At 63.2% G+C, this 18314-nt stretch carries 12 protein-coding genes; 6 read left to right on the forward strand and 6 right to left on the reverse strand.

The features are described from left to right. Positions 1-188 precede the first annotated feature (188 nt). Together B5F40_RS13015 and B5F40_RS13025 are read left to right on the forward strand one after the other, a co-directional pair. A complete protein-coding gene (locus tag B5F40_RS13015; RefSeq protein WP_239443057.1) occupies positions 189-1685 on the forward strand; it encodes a LuxR C-terminal-related transcriptional regulator in 1497 nt (498 codons plus the stop codon). Positions 1686-2026: 341 nt separating this feature from the next. Beyond that, the gene (locus B5F40_RS13025) at positions 2027-3064 is read left to right on the forward strand and encodes a threonine aldolase family protein (RefSeq protein ID WP_087194720.1); all 1038 of its coding nucleotides are present in this window, start codon (positions 2027-2029) and stop codon (positions 3062-3064) included. Between the two features lie 384 nt (positions 3065-3448). Here the strand turns inward: B5F40_RS13025 and B5F40_RS13030 are convergent, their stop codons facing one another. Both B5F40_RS13030 and B5F40_RS13035 read right to left on the reverse strand, forming a co-directional pair. Next, positions 3449-4633, reverse strand: coding sequence for a pyridoxal phosphate-dependent aminotransferase (locus B5F40_RS13030; RefSeq protein WP_087194721.1), 1185 nt, complete (start codon positions 4631-4633; stop codon positions 3449-3451). Between the two features lie 189 nt (positions 4634-4822). Further along, entirely contained in the window at positions 4823-6346 is a 1524-nt protein-coding gene (locus B5F40_RS13035) for a helix-turn-helix transcriptional regulator (RefSeq protein ID WP_087194722.1), read from the reverse strand. A 251-nt stretch (positions 6347-6597) separates the two neighbouring features. On the opposite strand from B5F40_RS13035, the gene B5F40_RS13040 reads away from it, so the two are divergent. Beyond that, positions 6598-8175 carry an FAD-dependent oxidoreductase gene (locus B5F40_RS13040; protein WP_087194748.1) on the forward strand — a complete coding sequence of 526 codons (1578 nt, stop codon included), beginning with the start codon at positions 6598-6600 and terminating at the stop codon, positions 8173-8175. 419 nt (positions 8176-8594) lie between these two features. Here the strand turns inward: B5F40_RS13040 and B5F40_RS13045 are convergent, their stop codons facing one another. Further along, a complete protein-coding gene (locus B5F40_RS13045; protein WP_087194723.1) occupies positions 8595-10178 on the reverse strand; it encodes a helix-turn-helix transcriptional regulator in 1584 nt (527 codons plus the stop codon). Between the two features lie 400 nt (positions 10179-10578). Here B5F40_RS13045 and B5F40_RS13050 point away from each other — a divergent pair, with 400 nt between their 5' ends. Next, on the forward strand, positions 10579-12345 hold the full coding sequence (locus B5F40_RS13050) for an FAD-dependent oxidoreductase (RefSeq protein WP_087194724.1): 1767 nt from the start codon (positions 10579-10581) through the stop codon (positions 12343-12345). Between the two features lie 145 nt (positions 12346-12490). Here B5F40_RS13050 and B5F40_RS13055 read toward each other — a convergent pair whose 3' ends face one another. Beyond that, on the reverse strand, positions 12491-12934 hold the full coding sequence (locus B5F40_RS13055; RefSeq protein WP_087194725.1) for a universal stress protein: 444 nt from the start codon (positions 12932-12934) through the stop codon (positions 12491-12493). A gap of 115 nt (positions 12935-13049) precedes the next feature. After that, positions 13050-15278: an oxidoreductase gene (locus tag B5F40_RS13060; protein WP_087194726.1), complete on the reverse strand. Its 2229-nt coding sequence runs from the start codon at positions 15276-15278 to the stop codon at positions 13050-13052. Between the two features lie 201 nt (positions 15279-15479). On the opposite strand from B5F40_RS13060, the gene B5F40_RS13065 reads away from it, so the two are divergent. Beyond that, a complete protein-coding gene (locus tag B5F40_RS13065; protein ID WP_162610984.1) occupies positions 15480-16367 on the forward strand; it encodes a LysR family transcriptional regulator in 888 nt (295 codons plus the stop codon). Between the two features lie 332 nt (positions 16368-16699). Here the strand turns inward: B5F40_RS13065 and B5F40_RS13070 are convergent, their stop codons facing one another. Next, on the reverse strand, positions 16700-17413 hold the full coding sequence (locus B5F40_RS13070) for a sulfite exporter TauE/SafE family protein (protein ID WP_087194728.1): 714 nt from the start codon (positions 17411-17413) through the stop codon (positions 16700-16702). Between the two features lie 380 nt (positions 17414-17793). Between B5F40_RS13070 and B5F40_RS13075 the strand changes: the two genes are divergently transcribed. Beyond that, positions 17794-18303 carry a helix-turn-helix transcriptional regulator gene (locus B5F40_RS13075; protein WP_239443058.1) on the forward strand — a complete coding sequence of 170 codons (510 nt, stop codon included), beginning with the start codon at positions 17794-17796 and terminating at the stop codon, positions 18301-18303. Positions 18304-18314 lie beyond the last annotated feature (11 nt).

The raw sequence follows: 18314 nt of genomic DNA on the forward strand, positions 1-18314 counted from the left end.
CCCCCCCCCCCCCCCCCCCCCCCCCCCCCCCAATTTTGACGTTGCGAACATCTCACAGGGCCGTGCGAACCGACACCGCCACTCGACAAGGCAAAGGCGGAACGCACCCGAAAAGCCCCCAACCGAAAACCACCGCCCACGCCGGTTCGGATGCCGCCAGCAACGTTCGACCCCGCTTGGGAGAAGCGGTGCGAACGCTTGGGCATTACGTGATGCTCTGGCCACTCGTGCTGGGACTGGCGTTTTCGCGCGCAGGCCTCATCGTGGCTAGCTACGGCAGCTATGCAAGCACCGACCAGGGCATGTTCACCGACGGCGCCATGCTGGTGGCGCTCGCTGTTTTGGCAGCGATCTTCGCATTCCTGCTGATCACCGGCAAGACTGTTGGCAAGCGCGCTACAAACCTGATCGCGCGCATATGCATCGCTCTCGAAGCGCTCTGCCTTTTCGCCATGGCCGCGCTCAAAACGACGGGAGGACAAGACAGCGAAGAGTTGCTGTTCGCGCTCAGCGCTCTTTGCACGCTCGTCTCGTCGGGCGCCATCTTCTACTGGCTGCGCCGAGCGCGCGGCACCAGCACTACGGTGGCGGTCTTGCTCGTGTTCTCCGCGCTTATCGTGAGCGAGGCGGAGATATTCCTCTGCGCATTGCTGCCCGACGCCATCGCGAACTTGACGGCGATGGTCTTCGCGCTCGTGCAATACCCCTGCATGCTGTGGGCTCGCAAGCGCGTTCAACCTTACCGCATCGCCTCGCCAACGCTCGCGCACGACTATTTCAGCTTCGCGAAAACCGTGATACAGAGCAGGCAGCTCCTTGCGGCCACGGCCATCGGCATCGGATGCCTCTCCATCGTCATCGGGCTTCTACGGGGCTATCCCAACGGCGAGGCCATCGCGTTCTCGGCGGCCACGCGCATGGCATACGGCGCACTGACCGTCGTCGTCAGCAGCACGTTCATCGTGCTCGTGCTCATGCGCAAGCAGCATGTCATGACCGCGGGCGCGTTCATCGTCATGGAGCTTTTGGCCTGTTTGGCGCTCATCGCATACGCTGCGTTTCCCGATATGCTGGACATCGGCGCCGTGTTCACCACCACGCTGAACGCGCTCATGGTTGCATTCACCTGGTATGTCATTATCGCGTTCATGAGCCATGGCTGGCGCGACCCGTACTATTACGCCATCGCCGCCTGGCTCGTGTGGCTGGGGTGCCGAGCCCTGTCGCGCGTCGCGCTGATGGAGGCGTACCTCATTTCCGCCAACGACATGCTGATGAGCGCCGTCATAGGCGGACTTCTCGTCCTGTCCACGCAAGTGGTGTTTGTGCAGTTTCTTGCCATCGCGCTGCGCAGCGCCGACGAGCAGGAGTCCGATGGCATGCGGCATGCGAGCACAGGCGTGCTGGCAAAGCTGATGGCGCTCGATGAGAACGAGAGCATGTCCGACCTTCGGCAGGCGTCCATGCAGCACAATGCCGAAGAGATGGGCAAGCAGTTCCTCCTGTCCGAGCGAGAGGTGGAGGTGCTCACATTGTACGCGCTCGGCCATACGCAGAAGCGCGTGGCTGAAGAGCTGTTCATCACGCAAGGCACCGCCCACGCTCACATCAAACGGATCTACGCCAAAACGGGCCTGCACTCACGACAGGAGATCATCGACTACCTTGGGAGATACGCATCGTAAAGACGGCGGACGATCCGGCTGGCGGACGATACAAGATCGAAGCGAGCAGGTGCCGCACGACGGCGCGACGCGAGGGAGCGACGGGGCGGGCGTGACGGACGCAACGGAGAACGAGCAGCGACGAACGGTCGCACGCAAGCCCAATCGACTTGACGAGGCCGCTCTGCGCGTCGAGACGCTTTCGACGGAAGCGAACCGGAAGAGCCTAAAACCGACGCTCGGAACGGACAAGAGCAAGCGGGGCAAACGAGGCGGGCACGGCCGAAGAAGACGCGATATCATGCGATGAGGCAAACACCGTGCGCCGAGACGCAGCCCACCACACGAAAGGAGCCAATGCCATGCTTCACTTCGACAGCGACTACATGGAAGGTGCCCATCCGGCCATCATCGAACGGCTGGCGGCCACGAACCTCGACCAGACGAGCGGCTACGGCACCGACGAGGTGTGCGAGCGCGCCCGCCAGCGCATCCGGGAGGCGTGCGCGTGCCCGGAGGCGGCGGTGTACTTCCTGGTGGGCGGCACGCAGGCGAACGCCGCGGTGGCCGACCAGATCCTGCGGCCGTGGGAGGGCATCGTGTCGGCCACGACCGGCCACATCACCGCGCACGAGGCGGGCGCGGTGGAGGCGTGCGGACGCAAGACACTGCCCTTGCCGCAGCACGACGGCAAGCTGGACGCCGCCGAGGTGCGCGCGTTGTGCGAGGCGTACTGGGCCGACGAGAACCGCGAGCACATCGTGGCGCCGGGTGCGGTGTACCTCTCGCATCCCACCGAGTACGGCACCGTGTACTCGCTGGCCGAGCTCGAAGCGCTTTCGCAGGTGTGCCGCGACTTCGGCATGCGGCTGTTCATGGACGGCGCGCGCCTGGGCTACGGCCTGGCCGCCGTTGGAGCCGACGTCACGCTGCCCGACATCGCACGCCTATGCGACGCGTTCTACATCGGCGGCACCAAGGTGGGCGCGCTGTGCGGCGAGGCCGTGGTGTTCACGAAGCCGGGACTCGACGACCACTTCTTCACGCTCATGAAGAAGCGCGGAGCGCTCTTGGCGAAGGGTCGCTTCCTGGGGCTGCAGTTCGACGTGCTGTTCGAGGAGGAGGACGGCGGGCTGCGCTACGAGAACGCCGGCCGCCATGCCGTGGCGCTCGCGCAGCGCCTGGCCGAGGGCTTCCGCGCGAAGGGCTACGACCTGCACCTCGACTCGCCCACGAACCAGCAGTTCGTCGTGCTCGACGACGCCGCCAAGGAGCGCCTAGCCGAGCATGCGTCGTTCGGCTTCTGGGAGCTCGCGCCGGACGGCCGCACCGTCGTGCGCTTCGCGACCAGCTGGGCCACGCGCCCCGAGGCCGTGGACGAGCTGCTGGCGCTGCTGTAGGAGAAGCGACGCCGGCCTTCATTCCGCCTCGCCGAACGGCGCCGGAAAGACGGTTGCACCACACGGCAGGAACCCATGCCATCCACAGCGGCCTTGCCGCAAAGCTTCGCATCACCTCGACCGGACCGAAAAGCAGAAACGAGAGAGAAGGAGGGGGCTCGCGCGCGCCCCTCTTTTTTCGCCCCGCTTCTTCGTCCCGCTTCTTCGTCCCGCTCCGCAGTCTTCGCCCTCATCCGACCATCGCCTCTCGCCCCGTCCGCCCCGGAGGCGAGAGCGCGCAGCCGCATCGGCCCCGCCTCCTCGGCGTGGTCCAAGCCGCCCAGCGAGATCGGAGGCAAGAGCGCGCAGACCGCCGGCCCTTCCTTCTTCTACCTCCGGTACTTTCTACCTCCGGTACTCCTCCATAAGAGCTTTGAACGCCGGCATGGCGGCGGTGATGACATCGGCGCTCACGCAGTAGCTCACGCGCACCCAGCCGGGCACCCCGAAGCTGTCGGAAGGCACGAGCAGCAGCTCGTGCGCTTTCGCGCGCTCGCCGAACGCTCGCGCATCGTCCTCGAGCGCACGCATCCACAGGTAGAACGCCCCTTGCGGCTCCACGAACTCATAGCCCAAGGCCGACAGGCCCTTAGTGAGCAGCTTGCGGTTCGCAGCGTAAGATGCAACATCGCTCGGCTCGTCCACGCATGCGGCAATTACGCGCTGGAACAGCACCGGAGCGCAAACATAGCCGAGCGCGCGGCCCGCACCGGCCACAGCGGAGTTTACCGAGGCGGCGTTTTCCATGCGATCGGACACGTAGACGTAGCCGATGCGCTCGCCCGGAAGGGAGAGCGACTTCGAGTACGAATAGCACATGATCGTGCGCTCGTACACGCAAGGCACATAGGGCACCTCCACACCGTCGTAAACGATCTCGCGATACGGCTCGTCGCTGATCAGGTACAGCTCGCGTCCGAGTTCCGCCTCCTTCGCCGCAAGCAGGTCGGCCAGCGCCTCCAGGCTCTTGCGCGAGTACACGACTCCCACGGGGTTGTTCGGCGTGTTGATGATGACGGCGCTCGTTCTAGGCCCGATGGCTGCGGCTAGAGCGTCGATGTCGGGCTGAAAGTCCGACATGCGAGCGGGCACTTCGACGCAAGCGCAGCCAGCCGTCTCGATCCACACCTTGTACTCGGGAAAGTACGGGCTGATGACGACCACCTCGTCGCCGGGCTCGGTTACCGCCGACACGGAAATGGCGATGGATGCCGCCGCACCAGCGGTCATGTAGACGCTCTCGGACGACGCATCGATGCCGAAACGACGGCGAATGCTGTCGGCGACGGCCGCACGCACCTCCGGCACGCCGCCTGCGGGCGAGTAACCATGCAGCGACGCGGCCGGTTGCTCGAGCAGCGCCAAAGCGGCGTCCTTCACCGCAACGGGCGCTGGCACGCTCGGGTTACCAATGCTGAAGTCGAACACGTTCCCATCGCCGATCTCAGCTTTGCGCGCCATCCCGTACGCGAACAGCTCGCGAATCGCGTTCGGCTCGACTCCCAATCCGAGCATCCTCTCGTTCACCATGCAGCACCACTCCTCGTCGCAAAAGATTTTCGCCCTGTGCAAAGGTTAGCACAGTTGGCGCAAACCCTCGGGTCAAGACCGCACATCGACGGGAGACGCCGCGAACACTGTAACGACGGACCCGCTGCACTCAGGGCGTCTCATTCATCGCATCGTCGCCAACCGAACGCCTCTATAGCGAATGCCCGCCTAACGGTCCGCAGAGTCGAGCAGGTCGATGAGTTCGTCGCGCGAATGCACCCCCACCTTTTGATATATATGGCTAACGTGCGTTTTCACCGTGTTGTACGACAGAAAGGTCTCGTTGGCGATGGAGCGCAACGTCCGTCCGCACAACAAGTAGCCCAGCACGTCTTTCTCACGGGCGGACAACCCGAAACCTGCCGCCACATTCGCGCATCGGCCCTCGAGATCGCGCAAAGGATCGACCGGCTCGTCCGCATTCGCCTGAAGCGATTTCGCGAACGCTTTGTCCCGCTCACGATTCTCTATGTTCTCCAGCGCTTTGGGAAACAGCAGCACGCCGATAAGAAGCAGCAGATATGCGATCCCCAACGCAGCCCCCGTCGCCCAAACGCCGGGCAACGGCAAGACAACGGCCGCCAGCATCGACCCGGACGCGAGCCCAATGTCGATAGTGCACGTGCCTCCCGCGAAAACCAGGCATGGCTCGGTTTTCGTATCGGCGGCCATCAGCCCGAATTCCGTATAGACATAGACGAGGAACAGATGATAACCCGTTAGCATGAGCACGCCCGCACCGGATTCGACGCCCTCCCAAGGGAAGCTCTCGCCGAACAAGAACAAAGGCAAGGCGAGAAGCCCTCCTGCAACGAGCGGAATGACCAGACGCGAGAACAGACACAATCCGTGCTTTTCCATGAAAAGGTAGTCAAGGCATGTGGCGAGCACCATCAAAACGCATACGCATGAGAGGATGGTGCTCCATCCGGTGGCAGTTTCGCCCGACTCCGCGAATGTATACCAATTCTGAAACAGCCCCGTTGGCAGCGCCAAGATGAAACAACAGGCCAACACGCTGACCACCATGCGTTTGCAAGGCCGCTCAGCATCCTGACGCGCCGAGGGCGCAAGCGGGTTCGCCGCAGGAGCACGGCTCTTCGCGAATCGCCATTCGAAAGCCTCGCACCCTCGCCCTGCCGCACCCGCCTTCGCCATTCGTTGCATGCACGCAGAAGTTGCAAAGGGCAAGAGGCACGTGACCGCCAACGCAGCCAGATCGGGCAAATTCGGAATCAGCAATGCGATGAACATCCCCACTATCACCGAACCGGACAGGATCAAGCGCTGATCGGAGGCTTGCAGCAACGACGAGTACGGTCCGCACCACATGAGCAGCATTCCGGCGGTGCCCATACCCGAAACGAAGGAGCCTGCCAACACGAGCGCATTCAATCCGAAAGCCCAACGCCCCGCCGCCAGCATCGCCGTACCGATGGCAACCAGCGAGGGAAATGCCCGCGATGCGAAACGGCCGTTCGGCGCAAACCCTCGCCTACGCGCAAGCAAAAGAAGCACACCCAAACTCGCGCAATGGGAAACGACGTTCACCGTCCATGAGAAATGGGAGAGCTCAACCGGTCCGTCCTTCCAAAGCAACGACGCGACCATGGACACGCTCGCCCACGCCCAGTAAGAGCCGATCCCAACCAGCAGGCAAAAGCCTTCTTCGAACCTGAGCCTTTTCAGCATAGCAACCCTCCCCCGTCAACGCGAAGCGCGCATTCATTATCTCAGAGCGGCCTTGAACCGCAGCTGAGCATTCATCGGCGCGCATCGCCCGTATCAGGTGATTTCAAAGCACACCCCATCCTCCCGATGCGCCCGGTCGCACTTCCAAAGAGAATAGCCTCGTCACAAGCCGCTGCTTGCAGACGCGCGTCCAAGACGGCAAAGACATCTTGCAAACAGGCAGAACCGCAACGAGCATCGAAGGGGAGCATATGAAATTGCAACGAGAACTTTCACGCAGAAGCTTTTTGGGCTTGGCAGCGGCGGGAGCAGCCGTGGCGGGAGTCGGGCTCGCCGGATGCGGCCCAACGAGCGCCGGCTCGAACGCATCCCAAGAAGACGTCGCCGGCTATGCGCCAGAAGAGGTCGTCGAAACCATCGATGCGGACATTGCGGTGGTGGGGCTTGGAATGTCGGGCCTTGCCGCGGCCGTTCAAGCAGGGTGCAACGGCGATGCGGTCGTGGGACTCGAGGCCACAAACGTCACCGGAGGCAACGGCATCGGCGTAGAGGGCATCTTCGCCGTGGGGACGGAATTGCAAAAAGCGGCAGGCATCGAAATCGATCCCGTGGAGGTCGTCCGAACCGAACTCGAAGAAGCGCAGATGGTCACAGATGGAGCCTTGTGGAGCAGATTCGTTCGCGCGTCGGGCGACAATGTGTCATGGCTCATCGAGCAGGGAGTTAAGTTTTCGGGCGTCGTGGACGACTATCTTGGCTCAGGAATCGTGAGTGGTTTTCACTGGTTCGAAGGGAACGTCGCCAGCACCGGGTACATCCCGCAAATGACCGAGCGGGCGAAGGTGCTGGGCGTCGACATCCGAATGGAGACCACCGCCAAGAAGCTCATCAAAGAAGGAGGCAAAGTTACCGGGCTGTACGCGCAACGCAAGGACGGAAAAGCCATCCGGATCAATGCGAAGGCGGTCATTTTGGCAACCGGAGGATACGCCCAGAGTCAAGAATTCATGGAAGAGAGGGGGTTTAACTGGGAAAACGTCATATATGGCGGAACGCCCGGTCATAATGGCGACGGATTGAAAATGGCGTTCGAGGTAGGCGCGCGCAGTTTTGTCAAAAACTCCACGTTCAACTGCACGAACATCTGCGGACGGGGCGACACCTTCGCCTGGAAGGCCGATCCGTTCACCTCGATCTTCTGCGGCGCGGGAATGTTCGGAACCGGGGGGAACCAACTGTGGGTCAACCAAGACGCCGCTCGCTTCATCAACGAGAATTTCGCCGCCGCTAATTTCGAAATGCAGAGCGTCCCCGCTATGACCCATCGCGCTCTGTACTCCGTGTTCGACCGAGCCATTCTCGAAACGGCGTTCGCCCAGGATCCCGAAAGCCTCGAGCGAATCGACTCCATCAACGAGCCGGACTTGGCCGTGGCCGATACGCTCGAAGAAGCAGCCGCGCACTTCGAGCTCGACGCGGCGGCACTGCAGGCAAGCGTCGATCGCTACAACGAGCTGTGCGAAGCGAAAGCCGATGCCGACTTCGGCAAGCCGGCAGAACTGATGGACCCCATCAAAACCCCGCCATACTACATCGCCAAACTGAACCAGTACTACCTCATGTCCGTGGGCGGCATCGAATGCGATATCAATGCGCAAGCGCTCGACGAAGCCAAGCGGCCCATCGAAGGGCTGTACGCAGTTGGCACGGACGGCTGCATGCTGTACCGCAACATCTACACCATCAACGTTGGCGGCACGTGCAACGGCAACAACGTGAACTCGGGCCGAACGGCTGCGAACCACGCGCATTCCACGATCACGAGCTAGACGCGCACCCCTCGCCCCTCCAATCGTGATGGGCACGTGGCGAGAGGCCTCGGCTCGAGGCCTCTCGCCATCCGCGCAGAAGCGCATCGCAAGTCGCCGCTACGCCGAAGGCAAGCGCGCTCGCAGCGAACCTCGCCCGTTGTGTTGCATGATCGCATCGCCACTCGCCCAAATCCGCGCACTCTGCACAACTCCGTCGATCACAACGAGAGCGCTCATGCGCGAAAACCTGCAGGCACGACCGAGACCCGCAGTGGCGGCGCATGCGCCCGCCCTTTCGCCGGAACCTCTCGCAAACAACGCATCGCGCCAAGAAGAGCGAGGCGAAAAGGCGTCCCCATAAGACGGTCTGCGAACGCCACGACGCCCCCTCGCCAAGCATCTTGCAGGGGCAACCCTCGTTTGCTCTCATCGCCTGCCTAGCGCGCCTCCTCCAGCTTGCGCATGAGCTCGGCACGATTGTGGACGTCGAACTTCTCGTAGATGTGGCGCACGTGCGTTTTGACGGTGGCCGGAGAGATGACGAACTTCTCTTGGATGTACTTCGACCCATGTCCCGTCACCCACAGCGCGAACACCTCCTTCTCGCGCGGGGAGAGTTGGTAAGCGGCGGCCAGCGCGTCGATGCGCGCAGCGAGCCCTTCGGACGGCGGAACCAGCCCGACGTCCACCGACGAGGCGCCGGCCGCAACACCCGAGCCCTTCGAGGCGCGCACGCCGCCCACGCCTCCTTCCGCAGCGCCGCCTTCATCACCGCTCTCGCCCCCCGAGGCTCCCTTTTCGCCAAGCGCCGCAAGACGCGCGAGCTCTGTCGGCGTAGGGCTTTCGAACGCGAACGTGGTGTCGCGATCTGCGAACGTAAAGCCCGCTGACACCACGAGAACGAACACGGCCGTCACTGCGAACGCGGTCACATCGCCGACGAACGCGAACGCCGCCAGTTCGCCCGTCACGATGCCCGCATGCACCGCCAATCGACCCATTGCGAACACGAGCAGCGGAGAGAAATGCGTCGTGCGCGCGATCTCAGCAAGCAACGCCCATGTGAGCACCTCGAACAAAACCGAGCTGAGCGACGCCATGAAGAACACCGCCCAGGCGTTTCCCTGCCCCACGAGCGCGATAAGCACGAACGCCAATGCCCACACCGACAAGGCGATGCGGTAGAGAACGCCGAGATTGAGGCTCGTGCGCGACGCGAACGTGCCGTACAGGAAGAAGATGAGCGCAGCCAGCGCAATGGTGCCCGCCATGAGCCACGGATCGGAGAACACATCGGGGGCAAGGTCGCCGAAATACACGCGCAGGCCGCCATACGCGAACAGAGCCGTCGTCAATCCCACGAGCACGCGCCAAGAAAGCGCCGTGCGCACGAGCATCCGAACCTCCTCGCGAGCACCTCTCGCATGCGCAACGCCAACCCCGAGGCGCCGTGCGCACCCGCCTCCGCGCATGCTGGCAACAGCCGTCGCCGCAGCAGCCAAAGGTAGCAGCGACACACCCGCCGACGAGAACGCCGGCTCGAGCGCCGCAAGAGCCGCGAGCGCCGCGTACAGCACGGCAGCTCCGAAAAACGTCATCGACGTGAACAGCACCGCACGCCTCGCGTCGAGGCCGCGATACGCGACGCCCCATGCCAGCACGATGGGAGAGCATGCAAGCCCCGTCACCAGCGCCCCGGCCACCGTCAACGCCGGATTCGGCGCAAGCAGCGGAGACGAGTACAGAAACGTGCCCGCAGCAGCCGCCACACCGCATCCCGCCAACACCCGCGCAACACGCGCAGCGGACCATGCCGCAACACGATGGAAGCACACGGCGCTCGCACCGAACACGACCATGGCCGCGGCTGCCGAAGCCACGTGCACGAACGACAGAGACCGCCCATCGCCACCTACGATGTCGATGGAATTGAAGGAAAGGAACACCCAAGCCCAGTAGAAGCTCAGGCCCGCATAGCGCAACGCGAACTCTCGGCTCACGGCCGCAAACCCCGTCTTCACCGGCCCTCCCCTTGCAGTCAGCGTCGTCATCCAAGAAACGCCCTCATTGTAACCGACTTCATCGAATCGCGCTCATTCGGGAAGCTCCGCAAGATGCCACGCCCCGAGCAGCATGGCGAGCCCTGCGCGCCGAAGGGCGTCCGCATTCAGCACGCCAAAGCGGGTCGGAGCCTTCGAAGACCCCGCCGCCCAACCGGCATCCCGAACCCGCCCGCATCAACCCAAAGGGTTGATGTCGCCCGTCGTCATGGGAAATCAACCCTTTGGGTGGGCGGCACGACGCCCCATCCCGCATATCGTAGGCATCGCAGTCGGGCACCGGCGACCACTCGAAGCGAGCGCCGCCGACCGCGAGGAAAAGCAACCAGCAACGTAGCACGACACAGGGAGGATGATTCGCATGACCACCACTTCGCACAGGCGCGGTCTTTCCCGCCGCGCGTTCCTCGGCCTCGGCGCCACCGCCGCCGTCGCGGCGGGCGCAGGCCTCGCAGGCTGCGCGCCGCAGACGAACGGCGGCGCGTCGAAGGGAGCAGAGTCCGGCTCGGGCTCAACCGCAGGCTCCGGCACCCCCAGCTTCATGACTGCGCCCGAGCCCATCGCCGAGGGCGACATCACCGAGACGATCGAAGCGGACATCGTCATCGTGGGCGCGGGCCTCTCCGGCATCAGCGCGGCCCGCTCAGCCGTCGAGAACGGCGCGAAGAACATCGTCGTCGTGGAGAAGGCCACCACGTGGCAGTACCGTTCGAACCAAGTGGGCTGCATCGGCGGCAAGATACAAGAGGACCTCGGCATTCACATCGACAAGAACGCCGTGGTCGGCCAGATCATGAAAGAGTGCGGCTATCGTCCCAACCAGCGCATCCTCAACTTGTGGGCCGATCACTCTGGAGAGGCGTTCGACTGGTACCTGGCCGCAAGCGAGGGCCAGTACGTGGTGGAAGCCGAGTCCGATCCTTACGACGGCGAATCCATGAGCGTTCGCAAGATGCACTGGCCCCATCCCGAAGAGGCCAACGTCGCCGCCGACTACTACCCCATCTTCGACGACTGCCAGATCTGCCTGCCCGACAACGGCCCCTACATCCAGAACATGGTGGAGATATGCGAGGAGGCCGGCGTGCGGTTCCTGTACTCCACGTTCGCCCGCCAACTTGTGCGCCCGGACAACGCCGGTCGCGTCGAAGGGGTCATCGTCGAGGACGAGAACGGCGACTACAAGAAGATCACCGCCAGCAAGGCCGTCCTGCTGGCCACGGGCGACTACGCGTCGAACGCCGAGATGATGAGCTACTACGTGCCGTGGTCCGACCGCTTCGCCAGCATCTTCCCGAACGTCGACGCCAAGGGCGAGAAGACGAACACGGGCGACGGGCAGCAGATGGGCATGTGGATCGGCGCCAAGATGGAGGACGGTCCGCACGCTCCCATGACGCACCACCTGGGCGGTCCTTTGGGCATGGACGCGTTCCTGCTCGTCGACATCTACGGCAACCGTTTCATGAACGAGGACGTGGGGGGCCAACCCTTCCAAAACCAGCTGTCGCGCCTGCCTAAGAAGACCGCGTGGCAGATCTTCGACAGCAAATGGAAAGACCAGATCAAGTACATGGACACCGGCCACGGCAACGTGAACTGGTACGTGGAATCAGGCTCCGAGGTGCCCAACGGCTCGTATGGCAAGAACGCCTACATCTCCGAGGAGGACAACGAGGACGGCAACACGCCCGGCTTCACGAGCTACTTCGAGGGCGACAAGGCCGTGGGCGTCACCGCGAACTCCATCTCCGAGCTGGCGAAGCTCATGGAGGTTGACGAGGCAACGCTCGTCGCCACCATCGAACGATACAACGAGCTGGCCGCCGCCGGCAACGACGAGGACTTCGGCAAACGCGCCGACCGCCTGTTCCCCATCGAGGAAGGGCCCTTCTACGCCTACCCGCTCACCGACACCGTGATCCTCGTGAACATGGGCGGCCTGCAAACCGACGTGGACTTCAACGTGCTAGACACCGAGGACGAGGTGATCGAGGGCCTGTACGCTGTGGGCAACGCCCAGGGCGGCCGCTTCCTTGTGGACTACCCGCTGCCCGCGCCCGGCATCAGCCACGGCATGGCGCTCACCCACGGCATGCTGGTCGGACGCATCTTGGCCCAGCTGTAGCCTTCCCCGCGCGTCCGCGGCCCCTCCCTGCGGACGCCCTTTCTTCGCGCGAAGGGCCCAGACGGCCATGTCCGGGCCCTTCGCCTGTCAGTCCCCGCATACGGCGCACGCGGGCAGTCGGGCGCCCACGCGCGCGACGGGCACGTCAGTCCTGCTTCACCACGAGCACGTCGCAGCGCATGGAGCGTATGAGAAACGTGGACACACTGCCCACGAACGCGTACTTGATGTTGGACAAGCCCCGCTCTCCGCAAATGACCAGGTCGGGCTGTGTCGGCTCGATGAGCTGGTGCTCGAGCGTGTCGGTGATGCGACCCGCCCGCACGAGCAGTTCGACCGATGGGATGCCTGCATTCGCGCGCGCCTCTGCCAAGACGTCGGCAAGATCGGCCTCGATTCGCTTCTTGCCCTCAACGCACAGCGCCTCGAAGTCCACGCCAGACGCTTCGTAGGGAACCGAATCGACGACATGCCCGAACACGAGCGACGCATGGTCGTCGGCCGCCAACGCCACCGCGCGCTCAGCCACCGCCTTCTGCGTCGACGCTCCATCGAGCGCTGCGAAAATACGCGTGTACCGCTGTCCCATGTCCGCTCCTTTCATCGCCCGGCGGCCTTTCGCCACCGCGTTTCGCCCCTATTGTACCGCAGCGCTGCCTCCGGAAGAGCCAATGCTGCGAAACGGAAAAGGGGAGCTTCCCACCTCACAACGCACGCGCGGCAAGGTTGGCCGACGAGATGGCCTCGGCGATGTTGTACGGTTCAGCGCAATCGCCCACCAGCGCCACTTCGATCCCCGACAGGCTGTCTGCGAGTTCGGTGTTCGGCAGCTCGTCGCTCATGTCCACAAGCGCGCTGCAAGGCAAGACCACGTCCACGCCCGCCTCGCTTTTGATCGTGATCTGCCCATCGCCAACCTCCAAAACTTCGGCAGACGGCCAGATGCGCACGCCTTGGGCGGTGATGGCCGATTCCACGAAGTCGCGCATGTTGACCGAATGGCCCTTTTCGAACGCCTCGAGCGGATCGGGCGTGACAATGGAAACGTTTTTTCCGAGTGACAGCAGGTAGACCGCAACGTCGACCGCTTGGCAATTGCTGCCGAGCACCGTTACGTCGTCGCCCATCTCGGCACTGGCCACCTCCTCAAGCGAAAGCACCTGCGTGCCCGACGTGGCCTCGAATGCGGTTTCGGCACGCTTGCCGCCCACGGCGACGATCACCGCATCGGGGGCCTCCTGCTCCACCAGCGCGGCATCCACCTCGGTTCCCATGACCACGTTCACACCGTATACTTCAAGCTGCTTGGCCAGGTAGCTCCTCAGACGGCCGAGATTCTCATGCGGACCCTTGATGCCCTCAGCGGCCGCGAGCCTGCCGCCCAGACTGCCGCCTTTCTCGTACAGCGTCACCGCGCATCCGCGCTGAGCCGCCACGCGCGCCGCCTCCATGCCGGCAGGGCCTCCGCCCACCACCATGACCCTCTTCTCGCCCTCTATGGGCGCGGGCGTCCAACCTTCGGGCATGGCCTCTCCGTACGCACGCCAATTCGCAGCGTTCACGCGGCAGTGCTCCATGAGGGCGCCCGACTTGTCCGGATCGTAAAAGCAGTGCAGGCAGCGCGTGCACGGAGCGATCTCGTCGATGCGCCCTTCGCGCAGCTTGTTCACGTATTCGGGATCGACGCACAGCGGACGGTTCATTACAAGGAAGTCGAGCTTTCCCTCCGAGATGGCCGCCTCGAAGTAGTCGGGCGCCTGCGCCGGATCCATGTACGTGGCCGCCCCCACCGGAATGGACACCGCGCTTTTGATCTCGGCAGCCACATCGAGCATGAGACCGCAGCCGGAATGGTCGGCGCGCAGCTTGCCCTGGAAGTGGCGCGAGAAGTCGAACCGGCCGCCGAAACCGGTCGCACCTTCCAAGCCCCGCACGGCGAAGTACAGCTCGCTCGCGAACTGCGCGATGTGCTGGCCGGCCGGCCCCAAGCGCACGTGCAAGCTGTCAGCGCCCGCATCCTCGAGCATCTTCGCGATGGCCTTGTTCTCCTCGATGGAAGTGCACATGGAATCGGCTCCGAGGCTCCGATCGTTTCCTTCCACGCCGTTGATGAGCACCTGCACCACGAAGTCCTCGCCGCATGCCTCCTTGACGCCCTTGACCACTTCGACGACGAAGCGGGTGCGGTTCTCGAGGGACTGCGGGCCGTACTCGTCGGTGCGGTTGTTGCGCGCCCGCGAGAGGAACGACTGGCCCACGTTGTTCGCCGCGAAATTCAACTCGAACGCATCGAAGCCGTCGTCGTGCAGGCGCTTCGCGATGCCGATGATCGTCTGCTCCCACTCCTTCACCTCGTCGGTTGAGTAATTCCCGAGGAAAGGCTCCTCGAAGTCGAGCGGACCGATAGGCGAGCCCATGGTGTCGAACTGGTAGCCTACATGCGCGCCCGCGGCATGCAGGCGGTCGACGAGGCCTTTCACGTCGTAGGAAGCGTAATCCTGCTTGAGAGGGCTCGCGGTAAGCTCCCAGATGTTGGCGAAATCCTCGACCCAGATCATCTCGACGCCACCTTGCGCCATACGCTCGTAATAGCCGATGTACTCGTCCGGATTGCCCTTCATGAACGCCAGCTGGAACGCCGCCGACTTCACCATGCGGTGGCCGAGCTCGATGCCACCGAGCTTCCAGCCGCTGAACAGCGCCGATGATGCGAAATCAGTGATGGAGTTGGCAGTGTAGCCGTAGTCCTGAGGGTTGAGGACGTCGTTGCGATCGACCGTCGCGCCTTGCACGTCATTCGCGCTCTCGTCCACGCCGCCATCCAGTTGCGAGGCGGGCGCGCATCCGGCCAAACCGAAAGCCCCTGCCCCCACCGCCCCCGCTGCAAGCCCCTGCAAGAAGCTTCTGCGCGAAATGCCCTTCGCATCTATCATGTCTTCCTCCTTATTCCACAAAGATTGCCCCTTGCCTCCAGGTAACCACAACAAGATGCCTCGACGGAAGAAAGAAGCCGCAGCACCCCCGCCACGGTTCATTGCGGGGAGCAGCCGATCTGACCCCAAGAACGAGGAGCGTTATAATGACGGGCAGGGGAACCGCGCAACAGAGGCATGCTGTTCGAAAGGAGGGGGCTTATGGATGCGAACAGCTTGCACTGCTTTCGGCTCGCCTACGAGAGCAGATCCATCAGCAAAGCGGCGAGGCAGGCGTTTCTCACCCGCCAAGGCATGAGCCAAGTGCTCAAAGGACTCGAGACCGATCTCGGGCGCACGCTGTTCGTCCGCACACCGCAGGGGCTCGATCCCACGACGACAGCCGACCTCGTGTACCCAAAGGCCGTGGACCTGCTCGACAGCTACGATGCCATACGGGCCATCTGCTCAGCAGAAAGGCCCTCTCGAAAGCCGATTCGCATGAGCGTTTCGCTCGGCGCGCTCGATTCCCTTCCGCTCGATCGGCTCGTCGAGGAATTTCGCACCGGTCATCCGGAGATGCGGCTCGAGCTCGACATCATCGAGCCCATCATCGCAGAACGGTGCGTGGAGGAGGGCAGCGAGGACATGGCCCTCATCGTCGGAAACCTGCGCGGATCGCGTACGCGCTGCACGCGCCTGTGCGACATTCCGCTCTACGCGGCCGTCCACAAATCGCTGCTTCCGCAGAAAGAACACCACACTCTGGACAGCTTGGACGGACTTACTTGGTACGGGCTTTCCAAAGACTTCCCGCTAGACGAAGCCATCACCGAGCTCGCTCGGAAACGGGGACTCAACCTAACCATGTCATTCGATTGGCACGACTACCACCTCATCCTCGATCAAGTGAGACGGAGAAAGGGCGCCTGCGCAGTGCCCCGCCATCGTATCCGGACATTCTGCACCGACGGCATCGCGGCCATCCCCCTTGACGACGCCTCATGCACGTGGGCCGTCAACGCCCTCACCCCTCGCAATCGCCCTCTGCCCGACGCAACGCGAACCGTTCTCGACTGGCTCGCAGAGCGCCTGCAAAGCGAGACATAGCCAGTTGGCGATATGCCTTTGGCAAGCTGTGCGGAGCAGCGCAGCCGTTGAGCCGAGCGCCGAACGCAAGCGCCGCAAAGACGGTCCTTTGGTTTCTGCTGGGCGTATGCGCAGTTTTCGCCAGCTTCGCGCAGGAAACGCCGCGGCGCGGTGCAATAAACGCATGCGAAGCTTGCCGACCGTTCGACGAAGCGCGCATTTGGGCCGCACCAACACTGCGCGAACGTTCGACGGACGTCCACGAATCGTCCGACGGGGCAGCGAGTCCCCGAATAGCCGACCCGCTCTCGCAGACACCGGGTCTAGCAACTCGCGCGTCCGATCCTCCCCGCCTATCCCGTCACCAGCAGCAATCCGCCAATGCACAGGATGAGCGCGTACGTGAACTTGAGGAACTTCTCTTGGCTGATCCGCTTCTGCAGCTTGTTTCCCAAAATCGTGGCGACCACGGCCAACGGGACGCAAATCGCCACCACTTGCAGGATATCGCTCGTGAAGTGCCCGCGCTGGAACGCGATGAGGGCATACACCCCGTTGAGAACCGTCCATGCAGCCGAAAGCGTTATGCGGAACTGCTGGCGATCGCGCAGCTTTTGCACTGCGTAGATGACGAGCAGCGCCCCGCCCGACACGAACATGCCCTGGATGAGGCCCGCCAAAGCCAGCACGGTCCAAAGCATCCATTCGGGCAGAAACCCCGTTTGGGGACGCAACAGGTTCTTCGCCCCAATCGCCACGAGTACGACACCGTACAGCTTCAACAGAATATGTAGCGGCATGACGGCATCCAGCCAGATGCCCACGAACATGAACACCGCCATCACCAAGAGGATCTTGCCCAATTCCCGCCAATTCACGCTCTTCAAATCCGTCACCGCAAGCAGCCCGCATGCGAAAAACCCCATCGCGTTGAGCACGGCCACCGTAGGCTCCAACCCCAGGAGCATCGTGCCGACCGGCATGGCGAGGATGTTGCCGGCAAACCCGGTGATGGCCTGTACGGTATAGGCGAAGAAGAACGCCACCAAGAAGAGCGCTTTTTCCATATGCCGCAATCCTATTCTACGCGATCATCGTATCAGTGTAGCATCGATGCCCCTCCAACATGAAGCAGCAAAGGAATGCAGCGCATCCTGCACCCGCAGACGGCGATTGCCCCTCCGAGCTCCAGCGCAAATGCCGTATATCTCCTGTTCGACAATGCACGACAGCGCGGAAATAGCCACGCGAACCCATGCGCGATCACTCCACTCCTAGTCTGCGGAGACGAAACCCCTCGCAAAACGTCGCACAACCCACCAGCTACCCCAGTTGCACCAACAATCATCCTTAGCGACCAAGCGGCAATCGATCCCGAACGTCGACGCCGACGGCAAAGCGTCATCAAAAAACTTGTGAGACGCCGGCATGCCGCAACACAAGCAGGATGCACCTATACACCTCGGGAATCGTTCCAACCACGCCCCATCCCATCGTGGAAACCTGGGGCAACGCCATGGCGTCATGGGGCACGCTGCTCGGCGCCAACTTCGGGCGCTTCACGAACGAGATGGCGTCGAACCCGACTACGACGTCCATCATCTCGGCCTGCGTCGTGTTCGGCATCGTAGCGTACGTGGTGCTCGTGCAAAAGTCGTTCAGCTTCTCGCATACCATCCAGGGCATCGAGCCGCTCGCGCCGCTCTTGTCGGCAAGCGCAGGCGACGCGCCCTCCCCCGTGACCGATCGATGCGGGGCCATTGGCGCGGCGGCCGGGCTCACCGAGCGCGAGCAGGAGATTTTCGAATACCTCGCGCGCGGGCGCAACGTCCGCTTCATCCAAGACGAGCTGACCGTGTCGTACAACACGGTGAAGACCCACGTCAGCCACATCTACGCGAAGCTCGGCGTGCACTCGCACCAGGAGCTGATCGACCTGGTGGAGCGCACACCTTAGCGAGCGACGAC

Source organism: Gordonibacter sp. An230 (genome assembly GCF_002159915.1).
In the GTDB taxonomy this organism is placed as follows: Bacteria; Actinomycetota; Coriobacteriia; order Coriobacteriales; family Eggerthellaceae; genus Rubneribacter.

Bases quoted from the DNA above. Each gene is read 5' to 3' on its own strand.
- B5F40_RS13025 (WP_087194720.1), top strand. From the start codon at position 2,027: ATGCTTCACTTCGACAGCGACTACATGGAAGGTGCCCATCCGGCCATC.
- B5F40_RS13030 (WP_087194721.1), bottom strand. From the start codon at position 4,633: ATGGTGAACGAGAGGATGCTCGGATTGGGAGTCGAGCCGAACGCGATT.
- B5F40_RS13035 (WP_087194722.1), bottom strand. From the start codon at position 6,346: ATGCTGAAAAGGCTCAGGTTCGAAGAAGGCTTTTGCCTGCTGGTTGGG.
- B5F40_RS13040 (WP_087194748.1), top strand. From the start codon at position 6,598: ATGAAATTGCAACGAGAACTTTCACGCAGAAGCTTTTTGGGCTTGGCA.
- B5F40_RS13050 (WP_087194724.1), top strand. From the start codon at position 10,579: ATGACCACCACTTCGCACAGGCGCGGTCTTTCCCGCCGCGCGTTCCTC.
- B5F40_RS13055 (WP_087194725.1), bottom strand. From the start codon at position 12,934: ATGGGACAGCGGTACACGCGTATTTTCGCAGCGCTCGATGGAGCGTCG.
- B5F40_RS13060 (WP_087194726.1), bottom strand. From the start codon at position 15,278: ATGATAGATGCGAAGGGCATTTCGCGCAGAAGCTTCTTGCAGGGGCTT.
- B5F40_RS13065 (WP_162610984.1), top strand. From the start codon at position 15,480: ATGGATGCGAACAGCTTGCACTGCTTTCGGCTCGCCTACGAGAGCAGA.
- B5F40_RS13070 (WP_087194728.1), bottom strand. From the start codon at position 17,413: ATGGAAAAAGCGCTCTTCTTGGTGGCGTTCTTCTTCGCCTATACCGTA.
- B5F40_RS13075 (WP_239443058.1), top strand. From the start codon at position 17,794: ATGCACCTATACACCTCGGGAATCGTTCCAACCACGCCCCATCCCATC.